This window comes from Jiangella asiatica (assembly GCF_004349065.1).
Lineage (GTDB): Bacteria > Actinomycetota > Actinomycetes > Jiangellales > Jiangellaceae > Jiangella > Jiangella asiatica.
In genome coordinates this window covers 1-15,885 of sequence record NZ_SMKZ01000037.1, presented here as the reverse complement: position 1 = coordinate 15,885, position 15,885 = coordinate 1, and the positions used below count along the sequence as shown (strand labels likewise).

General features: G+C 71.7%; 18 protein-coding genes. 5 read left to right on the top strand and 13 right to left on the bottom strand.

The window, feature by feature from the left end; genetic code table 11:
- Window positions 1–14: 14 nt before the first annotated feature.
- The gene (locus E1269_RS22035; protein ID WP_203433969.1) at window positions 15–1,193 is read left to right on the top strand and encodes a PQQ-dependent sugar dehydrogenase; all 1,179 of its coding nucleotides are present in this window, start codon (window positions 15–17) and stop codon (window positions 1,191–1,193) included.
- Window positions 1,194–1,312: 119 nt separating this feature from the next.
- Window positions 1,313–2,125, top strand: a complete 813-nt coding sequence (locus tag E1269_RS22030; protein ID WP_131898558.1) for a DUF4097 family beta strand repeat-containing protein — start codon at window positions 1,313–1,315, stop codon at window positions 2,123–2,125.
- 113 nt (window positions 2,126–2,238) lie between these two features.
- On the opposite strand, the gene E1269_RS22025 is transcribed toward E1269_RS22030, so the two are convergent.
- The 3 genes from E1269_RS22025 to E1269_RS22015 all read right to left on the bottom strand — a co-directional run bounded on the left by E1269_RS22025 (window position 2,239) and on the right by E1269_RS22015 (window position 4,659).
- A complete protein-coding gene (locus tag E1269_RS22025) occupies window positions 2,239–3,006 on the bottom strand; it encodes a hypothetical protein (protein ID WP_131898557.1) in 768 nt (255 codons plus the stop codon).
- Between the two features lie 182 nt (window positions 3,007–3,188).
- A complete protein-coding gene (locus E1269_RS22020; RefSeq protein WP_162606563.1) occupies window positions 3,189–3,764 on the bottom strand; it encodes a hypothetical protein in 576 nt (191 codons plus the stop codon).
- Between the two features lie 505 nt (window positions 3,765–4,269).
- Window positions 4,270–4,659, bottom strand: coding sequence for a hypothetical protein (locus E1269_RS22015; RefSeq protein WP_131898553.1), 390 nt, complete (start codon window positions 4,657–4,659; stop codon window positions 4,270–4,272).
- Window positions 4,660–4,807: 148 nt separating this feature from the next.
- On the opposite strand from E1269_RS22015, the gene E1269_RS22010 reads away from it, so the two are divergent.
- Window positions 4,808–5,479 (top strand): NADPH-dependent F420 reductase, encoded by a 672-nt coding sequence (locus tag E1269_RS22010; protein WP_131898551.1) that lies wholly within the window; start codon window positions 4,808–4,810, stop codon window positions 5,477–5,479.
- On the opposite strand, the gene E1269_RS22005 is transcribed toward E1269_RS22010, so the two are convergent.
- The 10 genes from E1269_RS22005 to gatC form a co-directional block, all read right to left on the bottom strand.
- A complete protein-coding gene (locus E1269_RS22005) occupies window positions 5,463–6,284 on the bottom strand; it encodes an AraC family transcriptional regulator (RefSeq protein WP_131898549.1) in 822 nt (273 codons plus the stop codon). The genes E1269_RS22010 and E1269_RS22005 overlap by 17 nt on opposite strands.
- A 72-nt stretch (window positions 6,285–6,356) precedes the next feature.
- Complete coding sequence (locus tag E1269_RS22000) at window positions 6,357–7,199, bottom strand: LLM class F420-dependent oxidoreductase (protein ID WP_131898547.1); 843 nt, start codon at window positions 7,197–7,199, stop codon at window positions 6,357–6,359.
- Between the two features lie 33 nt (window positions 7,200–7,232).
- Complete coding sequence (locus E1269_RS21995; protein WP_131898545.1) at window positions 7,233–8,315, bottom strand: FAD-dependent oxidoreductase; 1,083 nt, start codon at window positions 8,313–8,315, stop codon at window positions 7,233–7,235.
- Window positions 8,316–8,356: 41 nt separating this feature from the next.
- Window positions 8,357–8,740 carry a nitroreductase family deazaflavin-dependent oxidoreductase gene (locus E1269_RS21990; RefSeq protein ID WP_131898543.1) on the bottom strand — a complete coding sequence of 128 codons (384 nt, stop codon included), beginning with the start codon at window positions 8,738–8,740 and terminating at the stop codon, window positions 8,357–8,359.
- 71 nt (window positions 8,741–8,811) lie between these two features.
- Entirely contained in the window at window positions 8,812–9,402 is a 591-nt protein-coding gene (locus E1269_RS21985; RefSeq protein WP_203433968.1) for a TetR/AcrR family transcriptional regulator, read from the bottom strand.
- A gap of 26 nt (window positions 9,403–9,428) precedes the next feature.
- Window positions 9,429–10,160, bottom strand: a complete 732-nt coding sequence (locus E1269_RS21980; RefSeq protein WP_162606562.1) for a M50 family metallopeptidase — start codon at window positions 10,158–10,160, stop codon at window positions 9,429–9,431.
- Between the two features lie 112 nt (window positions 10,161–10,272).
- Complete coding sequence (gene gatB, locus E1269_RS21975) at window positions 10,273–11,772, bottom strand: Asp-tRNA(Asn)/Glu-tRNA(Gln) amidotransferase subunit GatB (protein WP_131898539.1); 1,500 nt, start codon at window positions 11,770–11,772, stop codon at window positions 10,273–10,275.
- Window positions 11,773–11,991 (bottom strand): hypothetical protein, encoded by a 219-nt coding sequence (locus tag E1269_RS21970; RefSeq protein ID WP_131898537.1) that lies wholly within the window; start codon window positions 11,989–11,991, stop codon window positions 11,773–11,775.
- Window positions 11,988–13,547, bottom strand: coding sequence for an Asp-tRNA(Asn)/Glu-tRNA(Gln) amidotransferase subunit GatA (gene gatA / locus E1269_RS21965; protein WP_131898535.1), 1,560 nt, complete (start codon window positions 13,545–13,547; stop codon window positions 11,988–11,990). The genes E1269_RS21970 and gatA overlap by 4 nt, the downstream gene beginning before the upstream one ends.
- Window positions 13,544–13,843, bottom strand: coding sequence for an Asp-tRNA(Asn)/Glu-tRNA(Gln) amidotransferase subunit GatC (gene gatC, locus E1269_RS21960; protein ID WP_131898533.1), 300 nt, complete (start codon window positions 13,841–13,843; stop codon window positions 13,544–13,546). The genes gatA and gatC overlap by 4 nt, the downstream gene beginning before the upstream one ends.
- Before the next feature lie 227 nt (window positions 13,844–14,070).
- Here gatC and E1269_RS21955 point away from each other — a divergent pair, with 227 nt between their 5' ends.
- Window positions 14,071–15,108, top strand: coding sequence for a hypothetical protein (locus E1269_RS21955; protein WP_131898531.1), 1,038 nt, complete (start codon window positions 14,071–14,073; stop codon window positions 15,106–15,108).
- Window positions 15,105–15,885, top strand: a 781-nt coding sequence (locus E1269_RS21950; RefSeq protein WP_203433967.1) for a sensor histidine kinase, incomplete at its 3' end; no start/stop codon positions are given. The genes E1269_RS21955 and E1269_RS21950, both read left to right, overlap by 4 nt.

Here is a 15,885-nt window from a genome sequence, read left to right as displayed (position 1 = left end):
GTCAGGATGGTGCGGTGTCCGCCCGACGAACACTCGTCGCCGTCTCCGTCGTCGCCTCAGTCGTCCTGCTGGCCGGGTGCGCAGGCTCCGATGACGAGGACGCCTCGGACGGGTCCAGCGGGTCGCCGTCGGCGTCCGGCTCGCCGTCGGGGACGGATTCGCCCGCGCCGACATTGGACACCGGCACCCCGTCGGAGCCGTCGTCGCCCGTTCCCGCGCCCGGCCCGGTCACCCCGACGGCCGCCGAGGAGATCGTCACCGGGCTCGACGCGCCGTGGAGCATCGCGTTCCTGCCCGACGGCAGCGCCCTGGTCACGCAGCGCGACGAGGGCACCATCGTGCTGGTCGACGACACCGGCTCGGTGACGCCGGTCGGCGCGGTGCCCGGGGTCGACGGTGAGGGCGAGGGCGGCCTGCTGGGCATCGCGTTCGACCCGCGGTCGCCGTCCACGCTGTATGTCTACGCGACCATGGGCTCGCAGAACGTCGTGCAGCGCACCACCTACGCCGACGGCGCCCTGGGACCGTTCGAGGTGGTCATCGACGGCATCCCGGCCGGCACCCGCCACGACGGCGGCCGGCTCCTGTTCGGCCCGGACGACATGCTCTACATCTCCACCGGCGAGAGCGGCAACCCCGAGGACGCGCAGGACCTCGAGAGGCTCGGCGGCAAGATCCTGCGCATGACGCCGGCCGGCGAGGTACCGGCGGACAACCCGTTCCCCGGCTCCCCCATCTGGTCCTTCGGCCACCGCAACATCGAGGGCCTCGCCTTCGACGACGACGGCCAACTGTGGGCCTCGGAGTTCGGCGACCGGGCCGCCGACGAGCTCAACCGCATCCAGGCCGGCGCCAACTACGGCTGGCCCGACGTCGAGGGCATCGCCGGCGACGAGCGCTACGTCGACCCCGTCGTCGAATGGCGCCCCACCGCCGAAGCGTCGCCGAGCGGGCTGGCCTACGTACGCGACACGTTCTTCGTCGCCGCCCTGCGCGGCGAACGGCTGTGGCAGGTCCCGTACGTCGACGGCGCGGCGGGCTCGCCGGTGGCGTTCGTCGAGGACTACGGCCGGCTCCGCGACGCCGTCGTCGCCCCGGACGGCACGCTGTGGGTGCTGACCAACAACACCGACGGGCGCGGGGACGCGCGCGAGGGCGACGACCGGATCCTGCGGCTGACGCTGTCGCCGTAACGCCTGTCGCAGGGTGCGTTCCCGGCCTTCGGGTCAGGGTGGACCCTGGGCGCGGAATCAGGGAGCGTTCGTCATCGAGTCGGAACCGCGAGCGGTGTATCCGGTCCTAACGTAGGACCATGTCCAACGAGGCAGGGGCGAGAACGATCAGGCGCGGCACGGGTCGCACGGTCCGGCGGCCGGTCCGGCGCGGGCTGTCCGTGGCGGCCGTGATCGCCGTGGGGTTCGCCGGCGTGACCGCGCTGTACTGGATCACGCACTCCAGCGAGACGGTCACGGTCCCGGAGACGATCTTGCGGGTCGAGATCGAGGTCGCCTCGGGCCGGGTGGACGTCGTCGGCTCCCCGGACGGGGAGACCACGCTCGACTTCTCCGCGCGGTCCGGGTGGCTGCGCGACGGCGGCATCGACCACGAGGTCGACGGGACGACCCTGCGGGTGACCGGTGGCTGCGACTCCGGCGTCTTCCTCGGCCTGTGGTGCCAGTCCGACGTGACGATCACCGTACCTGCCGACGCCGTCGTCGTCGCGCAGGTGTCGGCAGGGACTCTGTCGGTGTCAGGGCTGTCGGCCGAGGCCATCCTGGAGTCCAGCGCCGGCGACGTGCTGGTGTCGGACCACCGCGGCCCGGTGACCGCGCACTCGGCCGCCGGCTCCGTCGAGCTCGAGAACGTGGACGCCTCGGTCGTGAAGGCGACGTCGAGTGCCGGGTCGGTGTACGTCTCCGCGGTCACCCCGCCGACCTCGTTGGACGCGGAGTCCAGCGCCGGCGACGTCACCGTCGAGGTCCCGGACGACGTCACGTACGACGTCGAGACCGACTCCAGCATCGGCGACGCCCGCGTCGAGGTGCCGACGATGTCCGGCGCCCGCCACGAGATTAGGGCGTTCTCCAGCGCCGGGAGCGTCCTGGTGACCGGCATCCGGCAGTGACGGCGTCGCCAGCCCGGCTCGGTGCACCGGCCGACGCCGCCTCCGCCGGTCCATACCGCCCTGACCGATCCGTACCGCTGAGGCCAGCATGGCCCGGCGTCGCGATGCGCGGGTCAGCCGATTTCGATGGTCTGCCTCTCGCCGATACGCACCTGGACCGTGGACGTCAACGGCTCCGCGTCCAGCGCGCCGGAGGCTCCGGTGGTCGCCGTCCACGTCGCCGTCCACGTGCTGGTGGCGCTGACCCGGTAGGCGGTTCCCGGCTGGTCGCGGCTGGTGTGCTCGTAGCGGTAGCCGCAGTCGGGTGAGTCACGGACGCCGTACGCCACGCGATACTCCCGCCCGGGCGTGCCGCAGGTGATGGAGCCTCCGTCACCCATGTCCCATTGGACCTGCTCGACGGTGGTGGTGACAGTCACCGTGACACCGCCGACGGTGACGGACTCCTCCAGCGGTCCCCAGGTCGTAGTCTCCGGGTCGGCGACCCACATCCACACCGGCGCGCCGACCAGCCCGATGCTGTCCGGGTTCTGTTCGAGCGGAGTCGGCGCCAGCCCGATCTCCACCGGCTCGCGCGGCATGGAGTCGAGGATCCCCTGCGCCACCGCTTCCGGATCGATGACGGGTTGCTCCGTGCCGGGCGCCTCGGCCAACCACATCAGCCCATACGCGCCCCAGTGGATGCCGCCGCCCCAGCCCGCCAGCTTGCGCCACTCGTACATCCACCCCTGGTCCGGCGGACCTTCCCAGTACCCGAGGTGACTCAACCCCCCATCCGGCGGCCGATACAGCTCGTTCTCGTAGCGCTCTAGTGGCCGGACGTAGCGATCAAGGACTGCCGCGAACTCGAAACCAGCGATCTGGCACGGTGCTGGGTCCACCAGTGGCTCCTGCTGCGTGCAACCGGTGAGATGACCCAGCTCGTCATCAATAGGAGGCTCCGGGTGCACGCAACCCGAACCGTTGTAGAAGGTGCCGGGAGGACAACCATCGTCCGCCGTAGCCAATTCACTGAGCGCAAGCTGCAGTAGCAACACGCACAAAACGACCCTGGCCATCCGGCTCAACATTGCTCGTTTCGCGTGATGTCGATGGCCTCAAGCCGCCAATCAGCCTTATCTGGCCCGAATGCCCAGTCCATAGTCCAGGTCTGCGAGCGGTCAGGCACGTAATCCAGTTCTGCGACATCTTCATCGAACGTGACGTATCGCAGAGCACTTAGATCGAGGCACGCCGTTGATGCCGCCTCATGAAGACCACTGCCGGCAGCATCGAACTGGATGGTGGCCACCTCGTGTCCGACGATGACTGAGTTACCGCGCTGCTCAATCTCCGTCTGACGCCAGACCGCCACCCAATTCGTTAGTTCTACGCTTGCCTGCGCTTTTAGCGGCCACGTCTCGACCAGCTCCACGTTCCAAGCAATGCCACTTCCGCCTCCGTAGTCGCTGGCGCTCGACTTGAACTCATCCCACGCGGCGATCAGGTCTTCGAAAATGGCGATGATCTCGGCTTCGGCTTGCTCCTCAGGTGTCGTCGTGGGTGGGGCGGTGAGGGCGGGCTCCGTCGTCGCGGGCGACGGGTCGCTGGGCTCCGGTTCCTCCTGGTCACCTCCGCAGCCTGCTGCCACCGCCGCCACCAGGGCAGCCACCACCGCGGCGTGTGTTCGTCTCGTCATTCCGTGCGTCTCCCAACGCCCGACCGTGCGGAATCGAACCGATGATCTTACGACTCTTCCGCCGTCCGGCGCACCGGACTCGTCGAATTGGCCCTGTCACCACCTATAGGTGCCCCCACACCACCGATCGTGACAGGCCGTTCCGGTCACCTGCTGGGCCGGGGAGGTGCGGTGAACGGTGCGGGATCGCTGCGGCCTGGCGGGGGCCATCACCAGGACATCACGTCCTTCACGGGGCATACATGCATGGTGAAGCACGCACAGTCCTAGTGGTGCGATGGATCGTTGATGATCAAGTGGTGTCGCCGGGTCTGGCTGGTTCCCGTACCCGTCCCGACCGGGGCGACACCATGCCGATCCCGCCCGCCGGCGCATGGGCCGAATCGATCGACAGACACGATGAGGCCCACATCGTCATGCTCCGCGCCAACCGACACCACGGCGGCCGCCCGGAACCAACGCGACCTCAGCCGGCGATCTGGCTGCCGAGCACCGAGCGGGCCGCCTCGTCGTCGTCGACGCAGAGGACGGCCATGAACTGGGTGTCGGAGACCCGAACCGGGAGAAAGACCTCGACGTTCACGCCGTTGTCGGCGAGGCGCCGGAACATGGCGGCTCCCGCGCCGGGTGCGTTCTTCAACCGCACGGTCAGCGAGGGCCGCTCGGTGGCCGGTAGGTCGGAGTCCTGCAGGGCGGTCCGGGCGGCGGTCTCGTCGTCGGCGATGAAGGCGATGGTGCCGGTTTCGCCATGCGCGACGCCGCAGATGACGAGGTTGACGCCGCGGGCGGCCATCACCTCGCACAGTTGGGCCAGCCGGCCGGGACGGTTGTCGAACACGACGGTGAAGGCGCCCATGGCGCTCACCTCCCACCATGCTTGTTGACCCACCGTACTCGCGCTCGGCGATCCCGTCCGGGCAACTTCCTACAAGACCTCCGGCCCGCGCGCGATGAACAGTGGATCCGGCACGTCGCCCGCACGAACCGAGAGGATTCGATCATTCATGCCAGTAGCGGTTCTCGGCACTGGGATGGTCGGCCGGTCGATCGCCGGCCGGCTGGAGGATCTGGGCCACGAGGTCGTCGTAGGTACGCGGGACCCGGCGGCCACGCTGGCGCGGTCCGAGCCCGACCAGCCGTTCTCCGCCTGGACCGCCGATCACCCCGGCGTCCGGCTGGCGACGTTCGCCGAGGCCGCGAAGGCCGCGGCGGAGCTGGTGGTCCTCGCCGGCAACGGGGCCGGTGCCCTGGACGTCCTGGCTCGGGCCGGCGAGGCCAACCTGGATGGCAAGATCGTTGTCGACGTCACGAACCCGCTGGACTTCTCCGCCGGCGTCCCTCCGACGCTGTTCGTCAAGGACACGGACTCGCTCGGCGAGCGGCTCCAGCGCGCCTACCCGGGCGCCCGCGTCGTCAAGACGCTCAACACCATGAACGCCACGCTGATGGCTGACCCTGAGCTGCTGGCGGGCGGCGACCATTCCGTGTTCGTGTCCGGCGACGACGCGACGGCGAAGGCGCGGGTCACCGAGCTGCTGCAAAGCTTCGGCCACGCCGACGTCATCGATCTCGGCGACATCACCACGGCCCGTGGCGCGGAGATGTTCGTCGGGTTCTGGCTGCGGCTGTGGGGCGCGGCCGGCACCCCCATGTTCAACATCAAGGTCGTTCGCTGACGCCGAAAGCCAGCTTGCGGGTGTCGCCGGCGCCGGACCACGCGGCCCGGTACTGCGCGGGCGTCTGCCCGTAGGCGCGCGCGAACGTGCGCCCGAGGTGCGGCTGGTCGTGGAATCCGGTGGCGACGGCGACGTCGGCCAGCGGGACGCCGCGGCGAATCAGGTCGCGCGCGAGGTCCAGCCGAAGCTGCAGGTGAAGCGCGTGCGGCGCGGCGCCGAACTGGACGGTGCACGCGCGCACCATGCGGTACTTGCTCATGCCGACGACCGCCGCGAGCTCGTCGAGCGCCACGTTGCGGTCGCGGTGCTGCTCCAGGTACTCCCGCAACCGTCCGATGGCGACCGGCGCCGAGCCGGAACGCGCCCCGTCGGCGTACGGGAGCAGCGCCGCCACCAGCTCGACCAGCGCCTGACGTCGCTCGTCGGCCGGTACGTCGTCCTCGAGCAGGTCGAACACCGCCTCGAACAGTTTCGCCGCCGACGCGTCGTCGACGACCGGCGGGTCGAACCGCACGCCCGGGCCGCCCGCGGCCTCGGCGACCATGGCCGGCGGGACGCAGATGATGCGCCACCGGCCGGAGGGCGTCGCGAGCGGACGGCCGGAGTGGGCCTCGTCGGCGTGCAGCACGATGAGCTGGCCCGTCGGGACGACGTGGACGGCCTCGCGGCGCGTGATCTCGTACGGCTCTTCCGTCAGCACGAGCTTCAGCTCGGTGTGCACGTTGCCGCGGTACGGCTGCGCCGGCCCGTCCAGCATCACGACGTTGGGTAGGTCGACCGGACTCCACGGCTCGGCGACCGCCATGATCGTCCTCCTTCGTCGACCGGATTCAGCACAGGTTCTACGCGGCAACGACCCGGGAAGCTTGCCCGAATGTCAGTCCGCGCCGATGTCGCGCAGGCGCGGCAGCAGGTCGGCGGCCTGCTCGGCCTCGGCTCGGGAGGTGCCGGCGTACGTGATCAGGATGATGTCGTCGACGCCGGCGCGAGCGTACCGCTCGACCAGCGGCAGCACGTCGGAGGCCGGCTGCGGCAGCCGCACCTGGACGGTGCGGCGGATGGTGGCGGGGTCGCGGCCGAGGTCGGCGCAGTGCTGGTCGAGGACGGCGGAGAGCTCGGCCATCTCCTCGGGGCTGGCGCCGGAGGCGTTCCAGACGTCGGCGTACTGGGCCGCGATCCGCAGGGTCCGCTTACGGCCGCTGCCGCCGATCCAGATGGGAGGGTGCGGACGCTGGACGGGTTTCGGCTCGGCGATGGCGTCGCGAAGCTGGTAGTGCCGCCCCTCGAAGGTGGTATGCGGCTGGGTCCACAGCGACCTGATCAGCTGGCACGCCTCGTCCAGGCGGTCCAGCCGGTCCCCCACCGTGCCGAACGGCAGGCCGAGCATGACGTGCTCGATCTCGGCCCACGCGGCACCGATCCCGAACTCCAGCCGCCCGCCGGACAGGTGGTCGACGGTCGTGGCGATCTTGGCCAGGACGCCCGGGTGCCGGTACGTGTTGCCGGTGACCATGCAGCCGATGCGGGTCCGGCTGGTGGCCTCGGCCATCGCCGCCAGCAGGGTCCAGGCGTCGAAGATGTCGCCGGTCGGGTCGTCGCCGAGGGTGGCGAAGTGGTCCATGTTCCAGCAGTGGTCGAAGCCGGCATCGTCGGCGATCCGCCAGACCTCGCGGTACTCGTCGATGGGTGCCCGCTGGCTGAGCTTCAGTCCGTAGCGCACGACGACAGTGAAGCACGCCGGGCAATGGCCGGCTCAGCTGGCCTCGGCCAGCTCCGCCGGCTCGTCCAGGAACCGGGTGATCTCCCGTGCCGCCTCCCGCCCGGCCCGGTTGGCGCCGACGGTGCTGGCGGACGGGCCGTAGCCGACGAGGTGGACACGTGGATCGGCGGCGACACGGGTGCCGTCCATGCGGACCCCGCCGCCCGGTTCGCGCAGGCCCAGCGGCGCGAGATGGCCCAGGGCCGGGCGGAACCCCGTCGCCCAGATGATGACGTCGGCCGGGACGAACGACCCGTCGGCGAACTGGACGCCGTCGGGGCGGATCGAGGTGAACATGGGCCGCCGCTCCAGGACGCCCTTGGCCAGCGCCTCGCGGACCACCGTCGTGTAGCCGAGGCCGGTCACGCTGACGACGCTGCGTGGCGGCAGCCCGGCCCGGACGCGGGCGTCGACCTCGGCGATGATCGACCGGCCGACATCCTCGGTGAACTCGCCCTCGCGGAACTCCGGCGGCCGGCGGGTCACCCACGTCGTCGCGGCCGCGACCCCGCCGAGCTCGGACAGAATGTGCGCCGCGGAGTTGCCGCCGCCGACCACGACGACGCGCTGGGCGGCGAACGGTGCCGGGCCGCGGTACGACGCGGAGTGGAGCTGCCGGCCGGCGAAGCTCGACCCGCCGGGGTAGGACGGCCAGTACGGACGGGTCCAGGTGCCGGTGGCGTTGGCGACGGCGCGCGCCGTCCAGTCGCCCGCCGACGTCGACACCGTCAGCCGCGAGCCGCGCGAGGCGACGGCCCGCACCGTGACCGGCCGCAGCACCGGCAGGTCGAAGCGCCGCTCGTAGTCGGCGTAGTACCGCCCGACGACGGCCGCGGCCGGCTCGTCGTCCGAGGACGGCGGCAGGGTCGCCCCGGGCAGGTCGAAGACCCCGTGCACCTTTGCCATCGTCAGGGTCGGCGGCCGGTCGGCCCACGCCCCGCCGGGCCGCGGCGCGCCGTCGAGGACGACGAAGTCGGCGCCGAGCCGCCGCAGGTGGTACGCCGTCGACAGGCCGGCCTGCCCGGCACCGATCACGACGACGTCCGCCTCGCGGCCGGTACCGGGGTCGATGTCCATACCACCGTCAACGACGACGGCGCCCGGGCCCATCCCGGCGGTCACTCCGGCTTGGCGTCGAAGAAGAGGAAGTCGTCGACCCGCTGTAGTGCGAGGATCTGCCGGACGCCGACGGGCATCGCGGCGCGGTCCTCGTCGTGGACCAGCCGGGGTTCGACGAGGTGATACCGCCGGAGCCGGGTCTGGAGCTCGCAGCCGCCGGCGGCAAGCACGTTCTTCACCCAGTCGGTGTCGGCGCCGTAGGTCAGCGCGATGGCGAATCCCGAGTCGACCCGGAAGACCATGATCGGGATGCGGTAGACCCGCCCGCTGCTCCGTCCGCGATGGGTGAGCATGCCGAACCCGGGCATCCACGGCGCGATCACGCGCGTGAGCCTGTTCGTGACGGCCTTGTTGAACCGAGCCATGCGCGTCGAGAAGACCATCGGACCGCCTCAGCACCCTCGGACACCTGTGTCCACAAGTGTAGGCCAACATCCGTTGACAGCAAGTGCGGTCAGCGGACTGGCGTAGGCTCCGCGACGGCGCCGGTGAGGTGGTGCTGCAGCACCGGCCCGACGGAGGCGACCACCGTGCCAGCGTCCATGGCCACGACGGGCGGCAGCTCCAGGACGTAGCGGGTCAGTGCCAGCCCGAGCAGCTGGGTGCTGACCAGTCCCGCGCGGTGCACCGCCTCGGCGCGGTCACCCGGGATGACCCCGCCGACGAACCCTGCCACCTGCTCGTCGAAGATCGTTCTCAGCTGTTCGGCGGCCATCGGCGTCGTGCCGGCCGACCGCAGCAGCAGCGTGATGGCCTCGTCGGCGAGATCGCCCTCCCAGCGCGACAGGAAGTGCCGCGCGAGCGCCGCGCCTACGCCGTCGAGCGGTTCTCGCGGGACGAGGTCCAGCCGCAGGTCCAGCTCGACCGAGGCGCGGAACAGCCCGTCCTTGCTCCCGTAGTAACGCATGACCATGGACGGGTCGATCCCGGCCCGGGCCGCGACCGCGCGGATGGTCGTCGCCTCGAAACCGCGTTCGGCCAGCAGCGTCCTGGCCGCCGTGAGTATCGAGGTCCGCGTCGCCTCCGAGCGCTGAGTGAACGGCACGCCAACAAGTGTAGGCAGCGGACCGCTCAGCGGACCGCGTCCACCACCGACATGGCGTTGAACCACGTACAGGCCCCGATGACGACGGCGAACGTCAGCAGCCACAGCCCGCCCGGCAGCACCGACCGCTGCGCCATCAGGTGTGCGTCGGACATCTGCACCCCGCGGCCGCTGGTGTGCGCCCGCACCACGGCCCACAGACCGCGCACCGCGCCCACCGTCAGCAGCCACGCGAACGCGAACACCACCACCGTGCACAGCCACGCCGACCCGTACCACCCGACCAGGCCGAAGGCGACCCCCGTCGTCAGCACCACGGCCACGGTCAGCCAGCTGCGCGACAGCAGAAACACCAGGACCAGGCAGGCCACCAGCAACGTCAGCGCCAGTCGCGACCAGCCGTGGGTCGCGGCCCAGATCAGCGCCCACCCGACGACGGCCGGCGCCGGGTAGCCCCACCACATCGTCCATAGCGTGCCGGGGCCGCTGTGCGACCAGAAGTTCGTGGCGCCGGACAGGTCGCCGCGCACCGTTACCCCGCGCAGCCGGAACCCCGCGGTCAGCGCGGCGACGACGTGGCCCAGCTCGTGCACGATGGTGACCGGGTAGCCGGCGAACCGCCAGGTCGGGCCGTAGATCGCGACCGCGACCCCGGCGAGCGCGAAGCCGACCACCGTCGACGACGGCAGGGTGGCGACGGTCTCGTCGACCCGGACCTCGGCGAACCAGTCACGGACCCCGTCGGCGGCGGAGCTCACCAGGCGCTTCCCATCGATCGGCGGCCCATCACCAGCGGATCCCGTGCGTCACCATGCCTGCAAGCATGGTGCGACACGAGATCTCGTGCTGAACGTGATCATTTCCCATGGGTCAGGGCTGGAGGCGCTCCAGGATGAGCTCGCGGGCGCGCTTGGCGTCGGCCTGGCCCCGGGTGGCCTTCATGACCGCGCCGATCAGCGCGCCGACGGCGCCGAGGTTGCCGCCGCGGATCTTGTCCGCGACGTCCGGCTGGGCCGCGATGGCCTCGTCGACCGCGGTGCCGAGCGCGGCGTCGTCGTTGACCAGTTGGAGACCGCGCGCCGACACGACGACGTCCGGCCCGCCCTCGCCGGCCAGCACGCCCTCGACCACCTGACGGGCGAGCTTGTCGTTGAGCGCACCGGCCGCGATCAGCTCCTCGACCCGGGCGACGTCGGCCGGCGCGATGCCGGCGTCCTCGAGCGCGACCCCGCGCTCGTTGGCCACCCGGGCGATCTCGCCGAGCCACCACTTCTTCGCACCACCGGCCGGCGCGCCGGCCTCCACCGTGGCCGACACCAGCGACACCGCTCCGGCGTTGACGACGTCGCGCATCTCGAGGTCGGTGAAGCCCCACTCGGCCTGCAGCCGGGCCCGGCGCGCGGCCGGCGGCTCGGGCAGCGTGCCCCGCAGCTCGTCCACCCACTCGCGCGACGGCGCGACCGGCACCAGGTCCGGTTCCGGGAAGTAGCGGTAGTCCTCGGCCTCCTCCTTGGTGCGGCCGGAGGTGGTCTCGCCGGTGTCCTCGTGCCAGTGCCTGGTCTCCTGCACGATGCGGCCACCGTCGGAGAGCACCGCGGCCTGGCGGCGGATCTCGAAGGTGACGGCTCGTTCGACCGACCGCAGCGAGTTGACGTTCTTGGTCTCGGTCCGCGTGCCGTACGGGTCACCGGCCTTGCGCAGCGAGACGTTCGCGTCGCAGCGCAGCTGGCCCAGCTCCATGCGCGCCTCGGACACGCCCAGCGCGCGGATCAACTCACGCAGCTCGGTGACGTAGGCGCGGGCGACGGCCGGCGCCACGGCGGGCGGGACCTCGATCGGCTTGGTGACGATCTCGATCAGCGGGATGCCCGAGCGGTTGTAGTCGAGCAGCGAGTGGCTGGCGCCATGGATGCGTCCGGTGGCGCCGCCGACGTGCAGCGACTTGCCGGTGTCCTCCTCCATGTGGGCTCGCTCGATGCCGATGCGATAGGTCTCGGCGTCGACCGTGACGTCCATCCAGCCGTCGAACGCGATCGGCTCGTCGTACTGGGACACCTGGAAGTTCTTCGGCATGTCCGGATAGAAGTAGTTCTTCCGGGCGAACCGGCACCACTCCGCGATGCTGCAGTTCAGCGCGAGGCCGATGCGGATGGCGGACTCCACGGCCACCCGGTTCACCACCGGCAACGAGCCCGGCAGCCCCAGGCACACCGGGCAGACCTGCGAGTTCGGCTCGGCGCCGAACGTCGTCGAGCAGCCGCAGAACATCTTGGTGGCGGTGCCCAGCTCGACGTGGACCTCCATGCCCATGACGGGCTCGAACGCGGCGATGGCCTCGTCGAAGGTGGGGAGGGCGGTGGTCACGGTCATCTAGTGGTCCTCGAGCTCGATCACGCGGGAGTTGGTGTTCTGTTGCTCACGCAGCTCGCGCACCACGATCGCGATGGTGACGGCGACGGAGAGGACGCTGAGCACTGCGTCGATCAAGCGCAGCCGGTCGTTCTCGCGGCGGGCCTTGGCGAGGCTGCGCACCGCGCCGACCGCGCCGAGCGCCGAACCACCGAACTTGGCCAGATACTTCACGTTCACGATACGACTCCCCTGTCCGCCGTCGCGCTCTCACCGCGGCGCCCGTCCAACGCGGGCGCCTGCTCCAGCAACGTTCCCCCCCATTGCGCTGCGTATGCCTGCTCGACCGCCGCGCCGACACGGTACAGGCGGTCGTCGGCCAGCACCGGCGCCATCACGTGCAGGCCGACCGGCAGGCCGTCCTCGTCGGCCAGGCCGCACGGGAACGACGCCGACGCGTTGCCGGCGAGGTTGCTCGGGATGGTGCACAGGTCGTTCTTGTACATGGCCAGGGGGTCGTCGACCTTCTCGCCGATCGGGAACGCCGTGGTGGGCGTCGTCGGCGACACCAGTACGTCGGCCTTCGCGAACGCGGCGTCGAAGTCGCGCGCCACGAGCGTGCGGACCTTCTGCGCCTGGCCGTAGTAGGCGTCGTAGTAGCCCGAGGAGAGCGCGTAGGTGCCGAGCATGATGCGCCGCTTGGCCTCGGCACCGAACCCGGCGCCGCGGGTCAGGCTCATGACCTCCTCGGCGCTGCGGGTGCCGTCGTCGCCGAGCCGCAGCCCGTAGCGCATGGCGTCGAACCGCGCCAGGTTCGAGGACACCTCGCTGGGCAGGATCAGGTAGTAGGCCGGCAGCGCGTAGGCGAAGTGCGGGCACGACACCTCGACCACCTCGGCGCCCAGCTTCGACAGCAGCGCGACCGCGTCGTTGAAACGCGCCTCGACGCCGGCCTGGTAACCCTCGCCGCCCAGCTCCTTGACCACGCCGACGCGCAGCCCGGAGAGGTCGCCGTCGGCGCCCTTCCTGGCGGCGGCGACGATGTCGGGCACCGGCTGGTCGATGCTGGTGGAGTCGTTGGGGTCGTGCCCGGCGATGACGCTGTGCAGCAGCGCCGCATCGAGCACCGTCCGGGCGCACGGGCCGGCCTGGTCGAGGCTGGACGCGCAGGCGATCAGCCCGTACCGGCTCACCCCGCCGTAAGTGGGCTTGACGCCGACGGTGCCGGTGACGGCCGCCGGCTGCCGGATGGAGCCGCCGGTGTCGGTGCCGATGGCCAGCGGCGCCTCGAACGCCGCGAGCGAGGCCGCACTGCCACCGCCGGAGCCGCCCGGGATGCGGGTGAGGTCCCACGGGTTGCGGGAGGGCCCGAACGCGGAGTTCTCCGTCGACGAGCCCATCGCGAACTCGTCGAGGTTGGTCTTGCCGAGGATGACGATGCCCGCCTCGCGCAACCGCCGGGTGATCGTGGCGTCGTACGGCGGTCGCCAGCCCTCGAGCAGCTTGGAGCCGGCCGTCGTCGGCATGTCGGCGGTGGTGATGACGTCCTTGAGCGCAAGCGGGACGCCGGCCAGCGGGCCCAGTTCGTCGCCGTCGGCCCGCTTCTGGTCGACGACGGCGGCCGCGGCGAGCGCGCTGTCGGTGTCGACGTGCAGGAACGCGTGGACGCCGGACTCGGCCGGGCCGTCCACCTCGGCGATGCGGTCCAGATGCGCCCGAGTGACCTCGACGGCGCTGACCTCGCCGGACTTGATGGACGACGCCAGCTCGGCGGCGGTCTTGCGAGTGAGGGTCATGCCTCTTCCCCCAGGATCTGCGGCACCCGGAACCGGCCGTCCTCCGCGGCGGGGGCGGCGGCCAGCACGGACTCGGCGGGCAGGCACGGCCGCGGCTCGTCGTCGCGGTACACGTTGGTCAGCGGCAGCGCGTGCGACGTCGGCGGGATGTCGTCGGCCGCGACCTCGGTCACCTGCGCCACCGCGCCCAGGATCTGGTCGAGCTGACCGGCCAGATGGTCGAGCTCGTCGGGAGCGAGGTCGAGACGAGCCAGCCGCGCCAAATGCGCGACCTCCTCGCGGCTGATCGAGGGCATGATGGGCGGTACTCCTCCGTGGTGAAACGCCGGCGAGCCAGACCCAGCGATCCTACGCCAGCCTCCCCCGTTGATCATGGCCCAACCCGCCTTCCGGGTCAGCGGGAACCCCGGGTGGGACGTGATCACCGTGAGGGGGCGAGGCGACGGGGGTGGGGATAGCCCCACCCTGAAGTGTCTGGTCGGCCGCGATGTGCGAGACGGCGCCGACGGACAGGCTGGGTGTCGTGCGAACAGCGGCGTCCCCGAGAGCGGCGCAGGTACCGGCGCCGCGGGACGGATTCGCGGACGTCGTCGGGGTGGCGGCCGCCGCGATGCTGGTCGCGGTGCATTGGCTCGGGCCGCAGCCGGCGGGGAGCGGGACGGTCGCCGCGGCCGGGCCGGTGGCGATCGTCCTCACCGCACCGCTCGCTTTCGTCTCCGCGGCCGCCGGCCGCACCGCGACGGTACGGCGGCTGAGCGAGCAGGCACGCGGACTCGCGGCGCTGGTCGTACCGTTCGCGGCGATCGCACTGCCGCTGATCGAGGGCGCCGCCCGGCTGCTGTGGCTGCCGGCGGCGCTCCTGCTCGTGACCTCGATGGCACCGGCCCTGCGGCGTCTGCACCGGCGCTGGCGCGGGGTGGAGGTCGTGGGACTCGCGGGGGTCGCCGCCGCCGCCGACGTGGTCGGGCTCGGCGTCGAGGGGTACGGCGGCGAGGTCGTGGGCGGGTTCGGCGTGCTCGCGGCCTGGGTCGCCGCCTACCAGGCAGGCGTCCTGATCGCGGCCGGTCGGCAGGACCGGGTGCGGCCGAGCGCGGCGCTGGGCCTGGCCGCGGCGGGCGGCTGCGTCGTCGCCGTCACCCTGGTCCTCGGCGCCCTGGCCGGCACCGACCACACGACCGACCTGCCATCCGCGGCGTTGGTGCTCGCCGCGACAGCCGCGCAGGTGGGCCTGGCGCTGGCCGTCCGGCCGCTGATCCGCCGGTGGGCCGCGCCGGTCACCGTCGGGGGCGGACTGGCCTGGGTGGCCCGCCGGCTCCCCGCCGTCCAGCTCTGGCATCTGCCGGCGGCCGCCGCCGTCGCCGGGGCAGCCGGCCGGCTCGGCACCGGCGACGACCTCGGCGCGCGGCTGGTGGCCACGGCCACCGTGCTCGCGGTGCTGGTCCAGGTCGCGGGCCGGATCGAGCGGGTCGTAGCGGGCACGGCGGTAGGGACAACCCCACGTCGAAGCCACCGGCTGACCGGCTCGTCTACCCTCGCTGCAACAGGAAAGGTGGAGGCATGAACACGCCATCTGTTGACCGGCCCCGAGCCGGCTGGCGACAGGTCCCGCGCGACGTCGGCTACCTGCTGCCGGGCCTCCCCATCGCCATCGCGTCCTTCACCCTCATGGTCACCGGGTTCTCCCTGGGCCTGGGCCTGTTCGTGCTGGCGTTCCTCGGCCTCGCCATCTGGATCGCGACGCTCGGGGTGGCCCGCGGGTTCGCGGCCGCCGAGCGCGCCCGGGTCGGCGCAATGGAGGGCCGCTCGGTCGGGCCGGCCTACCACCGGCGGCCGTCGGGCAGCGGCCTGGGCCGCCTGTTCAGCTACCTGCGCGACCCGCTGTCGTGGCGGGAGTGGGGATTCGGCATCCTCATCCTGCCGATCCGCTGCTTCACCTGGTCGATGACGATCGCCTGGACCAGCACGGCCCTCGGCGGCACCACGTACGGCCTGTGGGAGTGGGCGCTGCCTCGCGACGACGCCGACAACGAGACGCTGGCCGAGCTCATCGGCATCGGCGACGGCCGGCTGGCCGACATCCTGCTCACCACCGGCATCGGCCTCGTCTTCCTCATCACCCTGCCGTACATGCTGCGCGCCATGGCCGTCACGGAGTCGTCGCTGGTGTGGGGGATGCTGACGAACGAGAACGCGGCGCTGCGGGCCCGCGCCGAGGAGCTCAGCCGCAGCCGCGAGGCCGTCGTCCAGGCCGAGGCGGACACGCTGCGACGGGTCGAGCGCGACATCCACGACGGCCCGCAGCAGCGGCTGGTCCGCCTCACCATGGACCTCGAGTCCG